The sequence below is a fragment of the Halomonas sp. ABH4_019 genome (assembly GCF_056159885.1).
Genome location: NZ_JBSWWC010000002.1, coordinates 595,895 through 611,106, shown reverse-complemented (window position 1 = coordinate 611,106; position 15,212 = coordinate 595,895). Strand labels below are relative to the sequence as shown.

Sequence of the window (15,212 nt, the reverse complement as noted above, 5' to 3'; positions counted from 1 at the left end):
ATGCGCAGCCTTTAACAGTGGGGCGGGTGCGCCCGCGCCACTGGAAAAAGGACCGCAAGACAGGAAGCGAACGGCTACTCGCTTCCGCCAAGGCAACCCATTTGGAGCAATAAATGGCAACGATCAATCAGCTCGTGCGCAAGCCGCGCAAGCGCCAGGCCGCCAAGAGCGACGTGCCGGCGCTGCAGGCCTGCCCGCAGAAGCGCGGCGTCTGCACCCGCGTCTACACCACCACCCCGAAGAAGCCGAACTCGGCCCTGCGTAAGGTCTGCCGTGTGCGCCTGACCAACGGCTTCGAGGTGTCTTCCTACATCGGCGGTGAAGGCCACAACCTCCAGGAGCACTCCGTGGTCCTGATCCGTGGCGGCCGGGTGAAGGACCTTCCGGGTGTCCGTTATCACACCGTTCGCGGTGCCCTGGACACCTCCGGCGTGCAGAACCGTAAGCAGGGCCGTTCCAAGTACGGCACCAAGCGCCCGAAGGCGTAAGCCTCGGGTGTCGCCGGCGACGGCTATCATAGAACATTGACATTGATACGGTCTGATAAGAGTAAGGTCGAGCGCCCGCGCGGTCGTCTCGGGTTTACCTGAAGGACCCTTCGGAAGAGGGCTTATCATGCCTAGAAGAAGAGTTGCGGCCAAGCGCGAGATCCTGCCGGATCCCAAGTTCGGATCCGAGCGCCTGGCGAAGTTCATGAACCACCTGATGATCAGCGGCAAGAAGTCCGTAGCTGAGCGCATCGTCTATGGTGCGCTGGACAGGGTTGCCGATCGCTCCAAGGAAGAGCCGCTGGAGATCTTCGACAAGGCGCTGGAGACCATTCAGCCCATGGTCGAGGTGAAGTCCCGCCGCGTCGGCGGCGCGACCTATCAGGTGCCGGTCGAGGTGCGTCCGTCGCGCCGCCAGGCGCTGGCCATGCGCTGGCTGGCAGACGCCGCGCGTCGTCGCGGTGAGAAGACCATGGTGCAGCGTCTGGCTGGCGAGATGCTGGATGCCGCCGAAGGCAAGGGTTCGGCCGTCAAGAAGCGTGAAGACGTGCATCGCATGGCAGAGGCCAACAAGGCCTTCTCTCACTACCGCTTCTAAATCGCATCGCCAACCAACGGGAGTTACATCGTGGCTCGCAAGACTCCGCTCAAGCGTTACCGCAACATCGGTATCGTGGCCCACGTCGACGCCGGTAAGACGACCACTACCGAGCGTATCCTGTTCTATACCGGTCTTTCCCACAAGGTCGGCGAGGTCCATGAGGGCGCCGCCACCATGGACTGGATGCAGCAGGAGCAGGAGCGTGGCATCACGATCACCTCCGCGGCGACCACCTGCTTCTGGCAGGGCATGAACAAGCAGTTCGATGAGCACCGCATCAACATCATCGACACCCCGGGGCACGTCGACTTCACCATCGAGGTCGAGCGTTCCCTGCGTGTGCTCGACGGTGCCGTCGTGGTGCTGTGCGGTTCCTCCGGTGTGCAGCCGCAGACCGAGACCGTCTGGCGCCAGGCCAACAAGTACGAAGTCCCGCGCATGGTGTTCGTCAACAAGATGGACCGTGCCGGTGCCGACTACTTCATGGTGCTCAACCAGCTGAAGGACAAGCTGGGCGCCAACGTCGTGCCGATCCAGATCAACTGGGGCGCCGAGGACGACTTCAAGGGCGTGATCGACCTCATCCAGATGAAGGCCATCCAGTGGGATGAAGACAACTTCGGGATGAACTACGATCTGGTCGACATTCCCGCCGATCTCCAGGCCAAGGCCGAGGAGTATCGCGAGCACATGATCGAGTCCGCCGCCGAGGCCTCCGAAGAACTGATGGAGAAGTACCTCGAGGAAGGCGACCTGTCCGTCGAGGACATCAAGGCCGGTCTGCGTCGTCGTACCCTCGACAACGAGATCGTGCTGGTCACCTGCGGCTCCGCGTTCAAGAACAAGGGCGTGCAGGCGGTGCTGGACGGTGTCATCGAGTACATGCCGTCTCCGACCGAGGTCAAGGCCATCGAAGGCGAGCTGGACGACAAGGACGGCACCATCGCGACCCGCGAGGCCGACGACAGCGCGCCTTTCGCCGCCCTGGCGTTCAAGATCGCCACCGACCCCTTCGTCGGCACCCTGACCTTCATCCGCGTCTACTCCGGCGTGCTGAAGTCCGGCGACAGCGTCTACAACTCCGTCAAGCAGAAGAAGGAGCGCGTCGGCCGTATCGTGCAGATGCACTCCAACTCCCGCGAGGAGATCAAGGAAGTGCTGGCCGGCGACATCGCCGCCTGCATCGGCCTGAAGGACGTCACCACCGGTGACACCCTGTGCGACCTGACCGACAAGATCGTGCTCGAGCGCATGGAGTTCCCGGATCCGGTGATCTCCGTGGCCGTGGAGCCGAAGTCCAAGGCCGACCAGGAGAAGATGGGCGTGGCCCTCGGCAAGCTGGCCCAGGAGGATCCGTCCTTCCAGGTCAAGACCGACGAGGAAACCGGCCAGACCATCATCTCCGGCATGGGCGAGCTGCACCTGGACATCATCGTCGACCGCATGCGTCGCGAGTTCAAGGTCGAGGCCAACATCGGCAAGCCGCAGGTGGCCTACCGCGAGACCATCCGCAAGAGCGTCGAGCAGGAAGGCAAGTTCGTGCGCCAGTCCGGCGGTCGCGGTCAGTACGGTCATGTGCATCTGCGCATCGAGCCGTTGACGGCCGAGGACAAGGGCGACGACGAAGACATGCACTTCAAGTTCGCTTCTGAGATCGTCGGCGGCGTGGTTCCCAAGGAATACGTGCCGGCCGTCGAGAAGGGGGCCTATGAGCAGCTCCAGAACGGTGTCATCGCGGGCTACCCGATGATTGACGTCAAGGTTACGCTGTTCGACGGTTCCTACCATGACGTGGACTCGAACGAGACCGCGTTCAAGGTCGCCTCTTCCATGGCGATCAAGGAAGGCGCACCCAAGGCCAAGGCCGTGCTGCTCGAGCCGGTGATGAAGGTCGAGGTCGTGACCCCCGAGGAGTTCATGGGCGATGTCATGGGCGACCTGAACCGCCGTCGTGGCCTGGTCCAGGGCATGGATGATTCCTCCTCAGGCAAGGTCATCCGCGCCACCGTTCCGCTGGCTGAGATGTTCGGTTACGCAACCGACCTGCGCTCTCAGACCCAGGGCCGCGCAAGCTACACCATGGAGTTTGCGGATTACGAAGAGGCGCCGTCCAGCGTCGTTGAAGCCGTCATCAACCAGAACGGTTAACCGTTAGCTAACGTAAAGAGGTCATAGCAGTGGCTAAGGAAAAATTCGAACGTTCCAAACCGCACATTAACGTCGGTACCATCGGTCACGTCGACCATGGCAAGACCACGCTGACTGCGGCCCTGACCCGCGTGTCCGCGGAAGTCTTCGGTGGCGACGCCCGTGCATTCGACTCCATCGACAACGCCCCGGAAGAGCGTGAGCGCGGCATCACCATCGCCACCGCCCACGTCGAGTACCAGTCCGAAGTGCGCCACTACGCTCACGTCGACTGCCCGGGCCACGCCGACTACGTCAAGAACATGATCACCGGTGCCGCCCAGATGGATGGTGCCATCCTGGTCTGCTCCGCCGCCGACGGCCCCATGCCGCAGACTCGCGAGCACATCCTGCTGTCTCGCCAGGTCGGCGTGCCGTACATCGTCGTGTTCCTGAACAAGGCCGACATGGTCGACGACGAAGAGCTGCTCGAGCTGGTCGAGATGGAAGTCCGCGAGCTCCTGAGCGAGTACGACTTCCCGGGTGACGACACCCCGATCATCACCGGCTCCGCCCTGATGGCTCTGGAAGGCAAGGACGACAACGGCATGGGTACCACCGCCGTTGCCAACCTGATCAAGGCCCTGGACGAGTACATCCCGGAGCCGGAGCGTGCCATCGATCAGCCGTTCCTGATGCCGATCGAGGACGTGTTCTCCATCTCCGGTCGCGGTACCGTGGTCACCGGTCGTGTCGAGCGCGGTGTCATCAAGGCCGGCGAGGAAGTCGAGATCGTCGGTATCAAGGACACCACCAAGACCACCGTCACCGGTGTCGAGATGTTCCGCAAGCTGCTCGACGAAGGTCGTGCCGGTGAGAACGTCGGCGCCCTGCTGCGCGGCACCAAGCGTGACGACGTCGAGCGTGGCCAGGTCCTGGCCAAGCCGGGCACCATCACCCCGCACACCAAGTTCGAGGCCGAGGTGTACGTGCTGTCCAAGGACGAGGGTGGTCGTCACACTCCGTTCTTCAAGGGCTACCGTCCGCAGTTCTACTTCCGTACCACCGACATCACCGGTACCTGTGAACTGCCGGAAGGCGTCGAGATGGTCATGCCGGGCGACAACGTCAAGATGGTCGTCAACCTGATCGCTCCGGTCGCCATGGACGAAGGCCTGCGCTTCGCCGTTCGTGAAGGCGGTCGTACCGTCGGCGCCGGCGTCGTGGCCAAGATCGTCGAGTAAGCCTCAGGCTTCTCGAAAGATCGAAGGGGGCTCCGTGAGGAGCCCCCTTTCTGCGCAGCGTCGCGAGGGTTTGACTCTCGTCGGCGGCGCGCCTATAATGCGCATCCTTTGAATGCGTGGGTTGACGGCTCGCGCCGTCAAGATCCATTGGAGTTTAGGGCAAATGCAGAACCAGAAGATTCGCATTCGGTTGAAGGCCTTCGACCACCGCCTGATCGACCAGTCCGCCGCGGAGATCGTTGATACCGCCAAGCGTACCGGCGCCCAGGTGCGGGGTCCGATTCCTCTGCCGACCAATCGCGAGCGCTACACCGTGCTGATCTCTCCGCACGTGAACAAGGACGCTCGTGACCAGTACGAGATTCGTACCCACAAGCGTGTGCTCGATATCGTCGAGCCCACCGAGAAGACCGTCGACGCCCTGATGAAGCTCGACCTCGCCGCCGGCGTGGACGTGCAGATCAAGCTCGACTGATACCACACTAGACACTCGCGGCCCAGCGCCTGCCGCGTTTTGCAGGCAGCAGCCGCCGCGCCGGGATGGCGCCACACAACGTGCTAGTGGAATGCTCTGGAAAGGGCAGCCATAGCGGGTGACAGCCCCGTACACTATAGGAGACGTAGTAATGACTATCGGTTTGGTCGGTAAAAAGGCCGGGATGACCCGCGTCTTTACCGAGGACGGCGCCTCCGTGCCCGTGACCGTGATCGAGGTTGAGCCTAACCGCGTGACGCGCGTGAAGTCCGTCGAGTCCGACGGCTACGCCGCGGTGCAGGTGACCTCCGGTTCCCGCAAGGCCAAGCATCTCTCCAAGGCCCAAGCCGGTCAGTTCGCCAAGGCCGGTATCGAGGCCGGTCGTGCGCTGATGGAGTTCCGCCTGGCTGAAGGCGATGAGGCTCCGGAAGTGGGCGGCGAACTCACCGTATCCCTCTTCGAAGCCGGTCAGAAGATCGACGTGACCGGTACCTCCAAGGGTAAGGGTTTCCAGGGCGCCGTGAAGCGCTGGAACTTCCGCACCCAGGACAACAGCCACGGTAACTCCCTGGCCCACCGTGCACCGGGTTCCATCGGCATGTGCCAGACCCCGGGTCGCGTGTTCAAGGGCAAGAAGATGGCCGGTCAGCTCGGCAACGAGCGCTGCACCGTCCAGAGCCTGGAAGTCGTCCGTGTCGACGCCGAGCGTAACCTGCTGCTGATCAAGGGTGCCGTACCCGGTGCCACCGGCAGTGATGTCATCGTGCGCAGCGCCGTCAAAGCAGGCTGAAGGGGAATTTACCGATGAATCTGAATCTTGCAGGTGCTGGCGGCACCGTCGAAGTCGCCGACGCTACCTTTGGCAAAGAATTCAACGAAGCGCTCGTGCACCAGGTCGTCACCGCCTATCTGGCCGGTGGTCGCCAGGGCACTCGCGCCCAGAAGAACCGTTCCGACGTGCGTGGCGGCGGCAAGAAGCCGTGGCGTCAGAAGGGCACCGGTCGTGCCCGCGCCGGTACCATCCGCTCGCCGATCTGGCGTGCCGGCGGCGTGACCTTCGCGGCTCGTCCGCAGGACCACTCCCAGAAGGTCAACCGCAAGATGTACCGTGCGGCCATGCGCTCGATCCTCTCCGAGCTGGTTCGCCAGGAGCGCCTGGTGGCCGTCGATGCGTTCGCCGTCGAGAGCCCCAAGACCAAGCAGCTGGTCGCCAAGCTCAATGAGCTGGGCCTGGAGAAGGTGCTGATCGTCACCGAAGAGGTCGACGAGAACCTGTACCTCGCCGCCCGCAACATCCCCAACGTGGATGTGGTGGATGTCGCTGCCGCCGATCCGGTGAGCCTGGTCGCCTTCGACAAGGTGCTGGCCACCGTCTCCGCCCTGCGCAAATTCGAGGAGAAGCTGGCATGAACCAGGAACGTGTATTCAAGGTGCTGCTGGGTCCGCACGTGACCGAGAAGGCCGCCATGGCCGCCGAGCGCAACCAGTACGTGTTCAAGGTGGCAGGCGACGCGACCAAGCCCGAGATCAAGACCGCCGTGCAGGAGCTGTTCGGCAAGAAGGTCGATCGCGTTCAGGTGCTGAACGTCAAGGGCAAGACCAAGCGCACTGCGCATGGGACCGGTCAGCGCAAGGGTTATCGCAAGGCGTACGTCACCCTGGCCGCCGGCGAGACGCTTGAAGACTTCTCTGGCGCCGAGTAAAGGCAGGAGCACGGATCATGGCAATCGTCAAGACTAAACCTACTTCCGCCGGTCGTCGCCACGTCGTCAAGATCGTCGGCGAGGAACTGTACAAGGGCCGCGCCTACGCGCCGCTGCTCGAGAAACAGTCCAAGTCCGGTGGCCGTAACAACTACGGTCGCATCACCACCCGTCACGTGGGCGGTGGTCACCGTCATCACTACCGGATCATCGACTTCAAGCGCACCAAGGATGGCGTTCCCGCCGTCGTCGAGCGTCTGGAGCATGACCCGAACCGTAGCGCCCACATCGCGCTGCTCAAGTACATGGACGGCGAACGTCGCTACATCATCGCCCCGCGCGGTGTGAAGGCCGGCGACCGTCTCGAGTCCGGCGTGAACGCAGCAATCAAGAAGGGCAACGCCCTGCCGCTGCGCAACATTCCGCTGGGTTCCACCGTGCACTGCATCGAGCTCAAGCCCGGCAAGGGTGCCCAGCTCGCTCGCAGCGCCGGCACCAGCGCCCAGCTGGTGGCTCGCGAAGGCAACTACGCCACCCTGCGTCTGCGCTCCGGCGAGATGCGCAAGGTGCTGGCCGAGTGCCGCGCGACCCTGGGTGAGGTGAGCAACTCCGAGCACAGCCTGCGTCAGCTTGGCAAGGCCGGTGCGAAGCGCTGGAGAGGTGTGCGCCCGACGGTTCGCGGCGTGGCCATGAACCCGGTGGATCACCCGCACGGCGGCGGTGAAGGCCGCACCAGCGGTGGTCGTCACCCGGTGTCTCCGTGGGGCATCCCCACCAAGGGCCACAAGACCCGCAAGAACAAGCGCACCGACAAGCTGATCGTCCGTCGCCGCAAGGCCCGGAAGTAAGATCCAACGCCAAGACATTAAGAGGTAACGGCTGTGCCACGTTCACTGAAGAAAGGTCCCTTTATTGACCTTCATCTGCTGAAGAAGGTTGAGACTGCAGTGGAGAAGAACGACCGCAAACCGATCAAGACCTGGTCGCGTCGTTCCATGATCCTGCCCAACATGGTCGGGCTCACCATTGCAGTCCATAACGGTCGCCAACACGTCCCGGTGCACGTCTCCGAGGAAATGGTTGGCCACAAGCTGGGCGAATTCGCTGCCACCCGCACCTATCGCGGTCATGCGGCGGACAAGAAAGCCAAACGGTAAGCCGAGAGAGGATTAGAGATGGAAGTCACAGCAAAGCTGCGTGGCGCTCGTTTATCCGCCCAGAAGGCCCGTTTGGTGGCTGACCAGGTGCGCGGTAAGCCGGTCGCCGATGCACTCGACCTGCTGACCTTCTCCCCGAAGAAGGCCTCCAAGCTGGTCAAGAAGGTGCTGCAGTCCGCCATCGCGAACGCGGAAGAAAACAACGGCATGGATATCGACGAGCTGCGTGTCTCGACCATCTGCGTCGATGAGGGCATGACGCTCAAGCGCATCCGTCCGCGCGCCAAGGGCCGTGCGGATCGCATTCTGAAGCGCACCTGCCACATCACCGTCAAGGTAGCCGAGAAGTAGGAGTCGACCAGATGGGTCAGAAAGTCAATCCGACAGGCATTCGCCTGGGTATCGTCAAGGACCATACCTCGGTCTGGTATGCCGAGCGCGGCGCCTATGCCGACAAGCTGAACAACGACCTCGAGGTGCGTCGCTTCCTGGAAGAGCGTCTGAAGAACGCCTCCGTGAGCAAGATCACCATCGAGCGTCCGGCCAACAACGCCCGCATCACCATTCACACTGCCCGTCCGGGCATCGTGATCGGCAAGAAGGGCGAGGACGTCGATCGTCTGCGTCGCGACGTCACTCAGATGATGGGCGTGCCGGTGCACGTCAACATCGAGGAAGTCCGCAAGCCGGAGCTGGACGCCCAGCTCGTTGCGCAGAACATTGCCGGCCAGCTCGAGCGTCGTGTCATGTTCCGGCGCGCCATGAAGCGCTCCGTCCAGAACGCCATGCGCCTGGGCGCCGGCGGTATCAAGGTGCAGCTCTCCGGTCGCCTCGGCGGCGCCGAGATCGCCCGCACCGAGTGGTACCGCGAAGGTCGCGTGCCGCTGCACACGCTGCGTGCGGACATCGACTACGCCACCTACGAAGCCAAGACCACCTACGGCATCATCGGTGTCAAGGTCTGGGTCTTCAAGGGCGAAATCCTCGGGGGCATCGAGGAGGTCCGCGCCAAGGCCAAGCAGCCGCAGGGTGCGCCCTCCAAGAAGAAAGGTTCCAGGTAAGGGGAGAGCGAGTCGATGTTACAACCCAAGCGTTTGAAGTTCCGCAAGGTGCAGAAGGGCCGCAACCGTGGCCTGGCGCATCGCGGCAGCAAGGTGAGCTTCGGCGAATATGGCCTCAAGGCCACCGGCCGTGGCCGCGTCACCGCCCGCCAGATCGAAGCCGGCCGTCGTGCCATTACCCGTCACGTCAAGCGTGGCGGCAAGATCTGGATCCGGGTCTTCCCGGACAAGCCGATTTCCAAGAAGCCGCTGGAAGTCCGGATGGGTAAAGGTAAGGGCTCCGTCGAGTACTGGGTCGCCCAGATCCAGCCCGGCCGCGTCCTCTACGAGATCGAAGGCGTTTCCGAGGAGCTGGCTCGCGAGGCATTCGCCCTGGCCGCCCAGAAGTTCCCGGTCTCCACCACCTTTGTGAAACGGACGGTGATGTGATGAAAGCCCAGGAAATTCGCGAAAAGTCAGCCGAGCAGCTCCAGGAGCAGCTCTTCGAACTCCTCCGCGAGCAGTTCAACCTGCGCATGCAGAAGGCCACCGGCCAGCTCAGCCAGACTCATCTGCTCAAGCAGGTTCGTCGGGATATCGCCCGCGTGAAGACTGTGCTCAACGAGAAGGCAGGTGTCTGAGATGGCCGAAGAAAAGAAAGCCCGTACGCTCACCGGCAAGGTGGTGAGCGACAAGATGGACAAGTCCATCGTCGTGATGATCGAGCGTCGTGAGCGCCACCCGATCTACGGCAAGTACGTTAAGCGCTCCACCAAGCTGCACGCCCATGACGAGGCGAACCAGGCCAAGGCCGGCGATACGGTTTCCATCGAGGAATGCCGTCCGCTGTCGAAGAAGAAGGCCTGGACCCTGGTCCAAGTCGTCGAACAGGCCAAGGGTTGATCGGCAAACGCCAGTCGAACCAGTGCAGTCAGTTTAGGTTTGGAGAAAACCGATGATTCAGACTCAGACAATGCTGGATGTCGCCGACAACAGCGGGGCGCGCCGGGTGCAGTGCATCAAGGTGCTGGGCGGTTCACACCGTCGCTACGCCCGCGTCGGCGACATCATCAAGGTCACGGTGAAGGAAGCCATCCCGCGTGGCAAGGTCAAGAAGGGCCAGGTCCTCAAGGCGGTGGTGGTTCGCACCCGCAGTGGCGTCCGTCGTAACGACGGTTCGCTGATCCGCTTCGATGGAAATGCGGCGGTCCTGTTGAACAACACCAACGACCAGCCGATCGGTACCCGGATCTTCGGTCCGGTGACCCGTGAGCTTCGTACCGAGAAGTTCATGAAGATCATTTCCTTGGCGCCTGAAGTGCTGTAAGGAGCGAGGCGGATATGCAAAAGATCAAACGTGACGACGAAGTCGTCGTCATCGCCGGCAAGGACAAGGGCAAGCGTGGCACCGTGAAGCGCGTCCTCAAGGACGATCGCTACATCGTGTCCGGTGTGAACATGATCAAGCGTCACACCAAGCCCAATCCCATGGCGGGTAATCAGGGCGGTATCGTCGAGCGCGAGGCTCCGATTCACGCGTCCAACGTGGCCATCTTCAACCAGGAGACCGGTAAGGCAGATCGCGTCGGCGTCCAGGTTCAGGAAGACGGTACCAAGGTACGTATCTACAAGTCGACGCAAGCGCAGATCGACGCCTAACGCGAGTCGGGTAGCAAAATGGCGAACTTGAAAGAACGTTATCAAAACGAGGTGGTGGCTAAGCTCCAAGAGCAGTTCAGCTACGCCAACGTGATGCAGGTGCCCCGGATCACCAAGGTGACTCTGAACATGGGCATCGGCGAAGCGACCAGCGACAAGAAGCTGATCGACAACGCCATCGGTGATCTGGAGAAGCTCTCCGGTCAGAAGCCGCTGGTGACCAAGGCACGCAAGTCCATCGCGGGCTTCAAGGTGCGTGAAGGCTGGCCGATCGGGATCAAGGTAACCCTGCGTGCCGAGCGCATGTGGGACTTCCTCGATCGCCTGGTGAATATCGCGATCCCCCGCGTTCGTGACTTCCGTGGTCTCAACCCGAAGTCCTTCGACGGTCGTGGCAACTACTCCATGGGGGTGCGTGAGCAGATCATCTTCCCGGAGATCGAGTATGATAAGATCGATCGGATCCGTGGTCTGGATGTCACCATCACCACCACCGCCAACACCGATGAAGAAGGTCGTGCGCTGCTTGGCGCGCTGAACTTCCCGTTCAAGAAATAAGGGTGGGATCATGGCAAAGAAAAGCATGGTAGAGCGTGAAGCGAAGCGCGCCCAGCTGGTGGAGAAGTACGCCGCCAAGCGCGCTGCGCTCAAGGCGATCATCCAGGACGTGAACGCTTCCGACGAAGAGCGCTTCGATGCAACGCTGAAGTTGCAGCAGCTGCCGCGTGACTCCAGCCCGGTGCGCCAGCGCAACCGCTGCCGCGTCACCGGCCGTCCGCACGGCTACTACAACAAGTTCGGCCTCGGCCGCAACAAGCTGCGTGAAGCCGCCATGCGTGGCGACGTGCCCGGGCTCAAGAAGTCCAGCTGGTAACGCCACGTAGAATCATCAGGAGCGCAACGTAAATGAGCATGCAAGACACTCTGGCGGATATGTTCACCCGTATCCGCAATGCGCAGATGGCCACCAAGGAGACGGTTTCCATGCCGTCCTCCAAGCTCAAGGTCGAGGTGGCCCGCGTGCTGAAAGAAGAGGGTTATGTGACCGACTACGGCGTCAGCGAGTCGGCCAAGCCTGAGCTGACCGTGACCCTCAAGTACTTCGAAGGCAAGCCGGTCATCGAGCATCTGCAGCGGGCATCCAAGCCGTCTCTGCGCAACTATGCGGGCAAGGACACCCTGCCCAAGGTTGCCGAGGGCCTGGGTATCGCGATCGTCACCACCTCCAAGGGTGTGATGACCGACCGCGCGGCCCGCCAGGCCGGTGTCGGTGGTGAAGTCATCTGCACCGTATTCTAGGAGTTTGGAATGTCCCGCGTAGCCAAATATCCGGTTAAACTGCCCGCCGGCGTCGAGCTCAAGCTCGACGGCGACCAGCTGTCCGTCAAGGGCGGCCAGGGCACGCTGTCCATGACCGTGCACCCCGACGTGGCGATCGCTCAGGAAGAAGGTCAGGTGACCTTCCAGCCGAGCGAGAGCGCCAAGAGCTGGGCGATGGTCGGCACTACCCGTGCCCTGGTCCAGAACCTGGTCACCGGTGTGTCCGAAGGCTTTACCAAGAGCCTCGAAATCAATGGCGTCGGTTATCGTGCCCAGGCCAAGGGCCAGACGCTGAACCTGACACTGGGCTTCTCCCACCCGGTCGACTACCAACTGCCTGAAGGTGTCACGGCGGAAACGCCGAAGAACACCATCATCGTGCTCAAGAGCGCGGACAAGCAGAAGCTCGGCCAGGTTGCCGCGGAAATCCGCGCCTTCCGTCCGCCCGAGCCCTACAAGGGCAAGGGTATCCGGTACGGCGACGAGCAGGTCCGCCGCAAAGAAGCCAAGAAGAAGTAAGGCAGGGTTATGAACGCGAAGAAAGAATCTCGTCTCCGTCGTGCCCGCCGCGCTCGCGCCAAGATCCGCGAGCTGGGCGTGTATCGCCTGTGCGTCAACCGTACCCCGCGCCACATCTACGCGCAGATCATCTCGCCGGATGGTGGCAAGGTCCTGGCCAGCGCTTCCACGCTGGACAAGGCCCTGCGCGAGGGTGCGACCGGCAACGTCGACGCCGCCTCCAAGGTGGGCGCACTGATTGCCGAACGCGCCAAGCAGGCTGGCATCACCCAGGTGGCCTTCGATCGTGCCGGTTTCAAGTACCACGGTCGTGTCAAGGCCCTGGCCGACGCCGCTCGTGAAGGCGGCCTGGAATTCTAAAGGGTTTTACGATGGCGAAGAACGAACAGCAAAGCGGCGATCTGCAGGAAAAGCTCGTGCAGGTCAACCGTGTCGCCAAGGTGGTCAAGGGTGGCCGGATCTTCGGCTTTACCGCCCTGACCGTCGTCGGTGACGGTAACGGTCGTGTCGGCTTCGGTCGTGGCAAGGCGCGTGAAGTGCCGGTCGCGATCCAGAAGGCCATGGACCAGGCGCGTCGCAACATGGTCAAGGTCAACCTCACCGGTGGCACCCTGCAGTACCCGGTCAAGGCCCGTCACGGCGCCTCCAAGGTGTACATGCAGCCGGCCTCCGAGGGTACCGGCATCATCGCCGGCGGCGCCATGCGCTCCGTGCTGGAGCTGGCCGGCGTCCATGACGTCCTGGCCAAGTGCTACGGCTCCACCAACCCGGTGAACGTGGTGCGGGCGACCGTCAACGGTCTGGCCTCCCTGCAGTCGCCGGAAGACGTGGCCGCCAAGCGCGGTCTGTCAGTCGAAGCGATCACGGGGTGAGCACCATGGCAGCTACGATCAAGGTTACCCAGACCCGCAGCACCATCGGCACGTTGGCCAAGCACAAGGCCACCATGAAGGGCCTCGGCCTGCGCCGCATCGGTCACACGGTCGAACTGGAAGACACCCCTGCCGTTCGCGGCATGATCCACAAGGTCAACTACCTTGTGCGTGTTGAGGGAGAGTAATCCATGAAACTCAATAGCCTGAGCCCGGCACCGGGCTCCAAGCACGCCGAGAAGCGCGTCGGCCGCGGCATCGGCTCCGGTCTGGGCAAGACCGGCGGCCGTGGCCACAAGGGCCTCAAGTCGCGCAGCGGCGGCAGCGTGAAGCCCGGCTTCGAGGGCGGCCAGATGCCGCTGCAGCGTCGTCTGCCGAAGTTCGGTTTCACCTCGGCGAAGTCGCTGGTTTCCGAGGAAGTCCGCCTGGCCGAGCTGGCCCGGGTCGAAGGTGACGAGGTCACCCTGGACACCCTCAAGCAGGCCAACGTGCTGAAGGACGCCACCCAGTATGCCAAGGTGATCCTTTCCGGCGATCTGAACAAGGCGGTCACGGTCCGCGGTCTCAAGGTCACCAAGGGTGCCCGTGCCGCGATCGAAGCCGCCGGCGGCAAGGTAGAGGACTAAATGGCCAAGTCAGGAAACATGCCGGCGATGGGCAGCGGTCTGAGCGAACTCTGGGCGCGTCTGCGCTTCGTGCTCCTCGCCATCGTGGTCTACCGTATCGGTGCCCACATCCCCGTTCCCGGTATCAATCCTGACCAGCTTGCTGCCTTGTTCAGGGAGCAGCAGGGCACCATCCTGGGCATGTTCAACATGTTCTCGGGCGGTGCCCTGGAGCGCATGAGCATCCTCGCCCTGGGCATCATGCCCTACATCTCGGCGTCGATCATCATGCAGCTGCTGACCGCCGTCTCGCCCCAGCTCGAGCAGTTGAAGAAGGAAGGCGAGGCGGGTCGTCGCAAGATCAGCCAGTACACCCGCTACGGCACCGTGCTGCTGGCCTTCGTCCAGGCCACCGGCATGTCGGTGGGCCTGGCCAGCCAGGGCATCGCCTACACGGCCGACTTCAGCTTCTACTTCACCGCCATCGTCACCTTCGTGTGCGGGGCGGTGTTCCTGATGTGGCTGGGCGAGCAGATCACCGAGAAGGGCATCGGCAACGGCATCTCGCTGCTGATCTTCGCGGGGATCGTCGCCGGTCTGCCGGGTGCCGTGGGGCAGGCCTTCGAGCTGGCCCGCAACGAAGGCGCCTGGAACGTACTGCCGCTGCTGGCGTTGTCCGTGCTGGGCATCGCCACCGTGGCCTTCGTGGTGTTCATCGAGCGCGGCCAGCGTCGCATCACGGTGAATTATCCGCGCCGCCAGGTCGGCAACAAGATGTACGCCGGCCAGAGCAGCTACCTGCCGCTCAAGGTCAACATGGCGGGCGTGATTCCGGCGATCTTCGCCTCGAGCATCCTGCTGTTCCCGGCCTCGCTGGGGCAGTGGGTCGGTGCCGGGGACGGCATGGAGTGGCTGCAGCGCGCATCCCAGGCCCTCGGGCCGGGCCAGCCGCTGTACATCTTGCTTTTCGCGGCAGCGGTGGTATTCTTCTGCTTCTTTTACACAGCGCTGGTCTTCAATCCCAAGGATGTCGCCGACAACCTGAAGAAGTCGGGGGCCTTCCTGCCGGGCATTCGTCCTGGTGAGCAGACCGCTCGCTACGTCGACAAGGTCATGACTCGTCTGACCCTGTTCGGTGCCCTCTACATCACCGCGGTTTCCCTGATGCCCCAGTTCCTGATCGTGGCCTGGAACGTGCCGTTCTTCTTCGGCGGTACCTCGCTGCTGATCGTGGTGGTGGTGATCATGGACTTCATGGCTCAGGTGCAGTCGCATCTCATGTCGCACCAGTACGAGTCGGTGATGAAGAAGTCCAACCTGAAAGGCTACGGTAGCGGCGGCATCATGCGCTGAGGCGCGCCGCTGGCGATTTGGCGCGCCGCGAGCTGAACCGTTGGTTCGC

The 15,212-nt window shown here is 62.7% G+C and carries 26 protein-coding genes; all 26 read left to right on the top strand.

Features of this window, described 5'->3' with window-relative positions; translation table 11 throughout:
• The first annotated feature begins 113 nt into the window (after positions 1–113).
• Positions 114–488, top strand: a complete 375-nt coding sequence (gene rpsL, locus ACXAFN_RS10045; RefSeq protein WP_016856424.1) for a 30S ribosomal protein S12 — start codon at positions 114–116, stop codon at positions 486–488.
• Positions 489–615: 127 nt separating this feature from the next.
• Positions 616–1,086 carry a 30S ribosomal protein S7 gene (gene rpsG, locus ACXAFN_RS10040; RefSeq protein ID WP_474988375.1) on the top strand — a complete coding sequence of 157 codons (471 nt, stop codon included), beginning with the start codon at positions 616–618 and terminating at the stop codon, positions 1,084–1,086.
• A gap of 30 nt (positions 1,087–1,116) precedes the next feature.
• Positions 1,117–3,237 (top strand): elongation factor G, encoded by a 2,121-nt coding sequence (fusA, locus tag ACXAFN_RS10035; RefSeq protein WP_474988373.1) that lies wholly within the window; start codon positions 1,117–1,119, stop codon positions 3,235–3,237.
• Positions 3,238–3,266: 29 nt separating this feature from the next.
• On the top strand, positions 3,267–4,460 hold the full coding sequence (tuf, locus tag ACXAFN_RS10030; protein WP_474988371.1) for an elongation factor Tu: 1,194 nt from the start codon (positions 3,267–3,269) through the stop codon (positions 4,458–4,460).
• A gap of 163 nt (positions 4,461–4,623) precedes the next feature.
• Positions 4,624–4,935: a 30S ribosomal protein S10 gene (gene rpsJ, locus ACXAFN_RS10025; protein WP_010626466.1), complete on the top strand. Its 312-nt coding sequence runs from the start codon at positions 4,624–4,626 to the stop codon at positions 4,933–4,935.
• Between the two features lie 151 nt (positions 4,936–5,086).
• Positions 5,087–5,725, top strand: coding sequence for a 50S ribosomal protein L3 (rplC, locus tag ACXAFN_RS10020; protein WP_474988370.1), 639 nt, complete (start codon positions 5,087–5,089; stop codon positions 5,723–5,725).
• Positions 5,726–5,739: 14 nt separating this feature from the next.
• The gene (gene rplD / locus ACXAFN_RS10015; protein ID WP_394594578.1) at positions 5,740–6,345 is read left to right on the top strand and encodes a 50S ribosomal protein L4; all 606 of its coding nucleotides are present in this window, start codon (positions 5,740–5,742) and stop codon (positions 6,343–6,345) included.
• Positions 6,342–6,638, top strand: coding sequence for a 50S ribosomal protein L23 (gene rplW / locus ACXAFN_RS10010; protein WP_474988369.1), 297 nt, complete (start codon positions 6,342–6,344; stop codon positions 6,636–6,638). The genes rplD and rplW overlap by 4 nt, the downstream gene beginning before the upstream one ends.
• A gap of 17 nt (positions 6,639–6,655) precedes the next feature.
• A complete protein-coding gene (rplB, locus tag ACXAFN_RS10005) occupies positions 6,656–7,486 on the top strand; it encodes a 50S ribosomal protein L2 (protein ID WP_474988368.1) in 831 nt (276 codons plus the stop codon).
• Positions 7,487–7,519: 33 nt separating this feature from the next.
• Positions 7,520–7,795: a 30S ribosomal protein S19 gene (gene rpsS / locus ACXAFN_RS10000; protein ID WP_072824351.1), complete on the top strand. Its 276-nt coding sequence runs from the start codon at positions 7,520–7,522 to the stop codon at positions 7,793–7,795.
• Positions 7,796–7,813: 18 nt separating this feature from the next.
• Entirely contained in the window at positions 7,814–8,146 is a 333-nt protein-coding gene (gene rplV / locus ACXAFN_RS09995) for a 50S ribosomal protein L22 (protein WP_290312033.1), read from the top strand.
• 11 nt (positions 8,147–8,157) lie between these two features.
• The gene (rpsC, locus tag ACXAFN_RS09990; protein ID WP_183389495.1) at positions 8,158–8,856 is read left to right on the top strand and encodes a 30S ribosomal protein S3; all 699 of its coding nucleotides are present in this window, start codon (positions 8,158–8,160) and stop codon (positions 8,854–8,856) included.
• Positions 8,857–8,871: 15 nt separating this feature from the next.
• The gene (gene rplP, locus ACXAFN_RS09985; RefSeq protein WP_035596358.1) at positions 8,872–9,285 is read left to right on the top strand and encodes a 50S ribosomal protein L16; all 414 of its coding nucleotides are present in this window, start codon (positions 8,872–8,874) and stop codon (positions 9,283–9,285) included.
• Positions 9,285–9,476: a 50S ribosomal protein L29 gene (rpmC, locus tag ACXAFN_RS09980; RefSeq protein WP_013331000.1), complete on the top strand. Its 192-nt coding sequence runs from the start codon at positions 9,285–9,287 to the stop codon at positions 9,474–9,476. Before rplP ends, rpmC begins: the two co-directional genes overlap by 1 nt.
• Before the next feature lies 1 nt (position 9,477).
• Positions 9,478–9,738 (top strand): 30S ribosomal protein S17, encoded by a 261-nt coding sequence (gene rpsQ / locus ACXAFN_RS09975; protein ID WP_474988366.1) that lies wholly within the window; start codon positions 9,478–9,480, stop codon positions 9,736–9,738.
• Positions 9,739–9,790: 52 nt separating this feature from the next.
• Positions 9,791–10,162: a 50S ribosomal protein L14 gene (rplN, locus tag ACXAFN_RS09970; protein ID WP_163577741.1), complete on the top strand. Its 372-nt coding sequence runs from the start codon at positions 9,791–9,793 to the stop codon at positions 10,160–10,162.
• A gap of 14 nt (positions 10,163–10,176) precedes the next feature.
• Positions 10,177–10,494 (top strand): 50S ribosomal protein L24, encoded by a 318-nt coding sequence (gene rplX / locus ACXAFN_RS09965; RefSeq protein WP_035596367.1) that lies wholly within the window; start codon positions 10,177–10,179, stop codon positions 10,492–10,494.
• 18 nt (positions 10,495–10,512) lie between these two features.
• On the top strand, positions 10,513–11,052 hold the full coding sequence (gene rplE / locus ACXAFN_RS09960) for a 50S ribosomal protein L5 (RefSeq protein WP_474988364.1): 540 nt from the start codon (positions 10,513–10,515) through the stop codon (positions 11,050–11,052).
• A 10-nt stretch (positions 11,053–11,062) separates the two neighbouring features.
• A complete protein-coding gene (gene rpsN, locus ACXAFN_RS09955; protein WP_183389492.1) occupies positions 11,063–11,368 on the top strand; it encodes a 30S ribosomal protein S14 in 306 nt (101 codons plus the stop codon).
• 32 nt (positions 11,369–11,400) lie between these two features.
• Positions 11,401–11,793: a 30S ribosomal protein S8 gene (gene rpsH / locus ACXAFN_RS09950; protein ID WP_474988362.1), complete on the top strand. Its 393-nt coding sequence runs from the start codon at positions 11,401–11,403 to the stop codon at positions 11,791–11,793.
• Between the two features lie 9 nt (positions 11,794–11,802).
• The gene (gene rplF, locus ACXAFN_RS09945; protein WP_474988360.1) at positions 11,803–12,333 is read left to right on the top strand and encodes a 50S ribosomal protein L6; all 531 of its coding nucleotides are present in this window, start codon (positions 11,803–11,805) and stop codon (positions 12,331–12,333) included.
• Positions 12,334–12,342: 9 nt separating this feature from the next.
• On the top strand, positions 12,343–12,693 hold the full coding sequence (gene rplR / locus ACXAFN_RS09940; RefSeq protein WP_097790609.1) for a 50S ribosomal protein L18: 351 nt from the start codon (positions 12,343–12,345) through the stop codon (positions 12,691–12,693).
• An 11-nt stretch (positions 12,694–12,704) separates the two neighbouring features.
• Positions 12,705–13,205: a 30S ribosomal protein S5 gene (gene rpsE / locus ACXAFN_RS09935; protein ID WP_126485230.1), complete on the top strand. Its 501-nt coding sequence runs from the start codon at positions 12,705–12,707 to the stop codon at positions 13,203–13,205.
• A gap of 5 nt (positions 13,206–13,210) precedes the next feature.
• Positions 13,211–13,393, top strand: a complete 183-nt coding sequence (gene rpmD / locus ACXAFN_RS09930; protein WP_045990844.1) for a 50S ribosomal protein L30 — start codon at positions 13,211–13,213, stop codon at positions 13,391–13,393.
• Positions 13,394–13,396: 3 nt separating this feature from the next.
• The gene (gene rplO / locus ACXAFN_RS09925; protein ID WP_183389488.1) at positions 13,397–13,831 is read left to right on the top strand and encodes a 50S ribosomal protein L15; all 435 of its coding nucleotides are present in this window, start codon (positions 13,397–13,399) and stop codon (positions 13,829–13,831) included.
• Positions 13,832–15,163: a preprotein translocase subunit SecY gene (secY, locus tag ACXAFN_RS09920; protein ID WP_474988358.1), complete on the top strand. Its 1,332-nt coding sequence runs from the start codon at positions 13,832–13,834 to the stop codon at positions 15,161–15,163.
• Positions 15,164–15,212 lie beyond the last annotated feature (49 nt).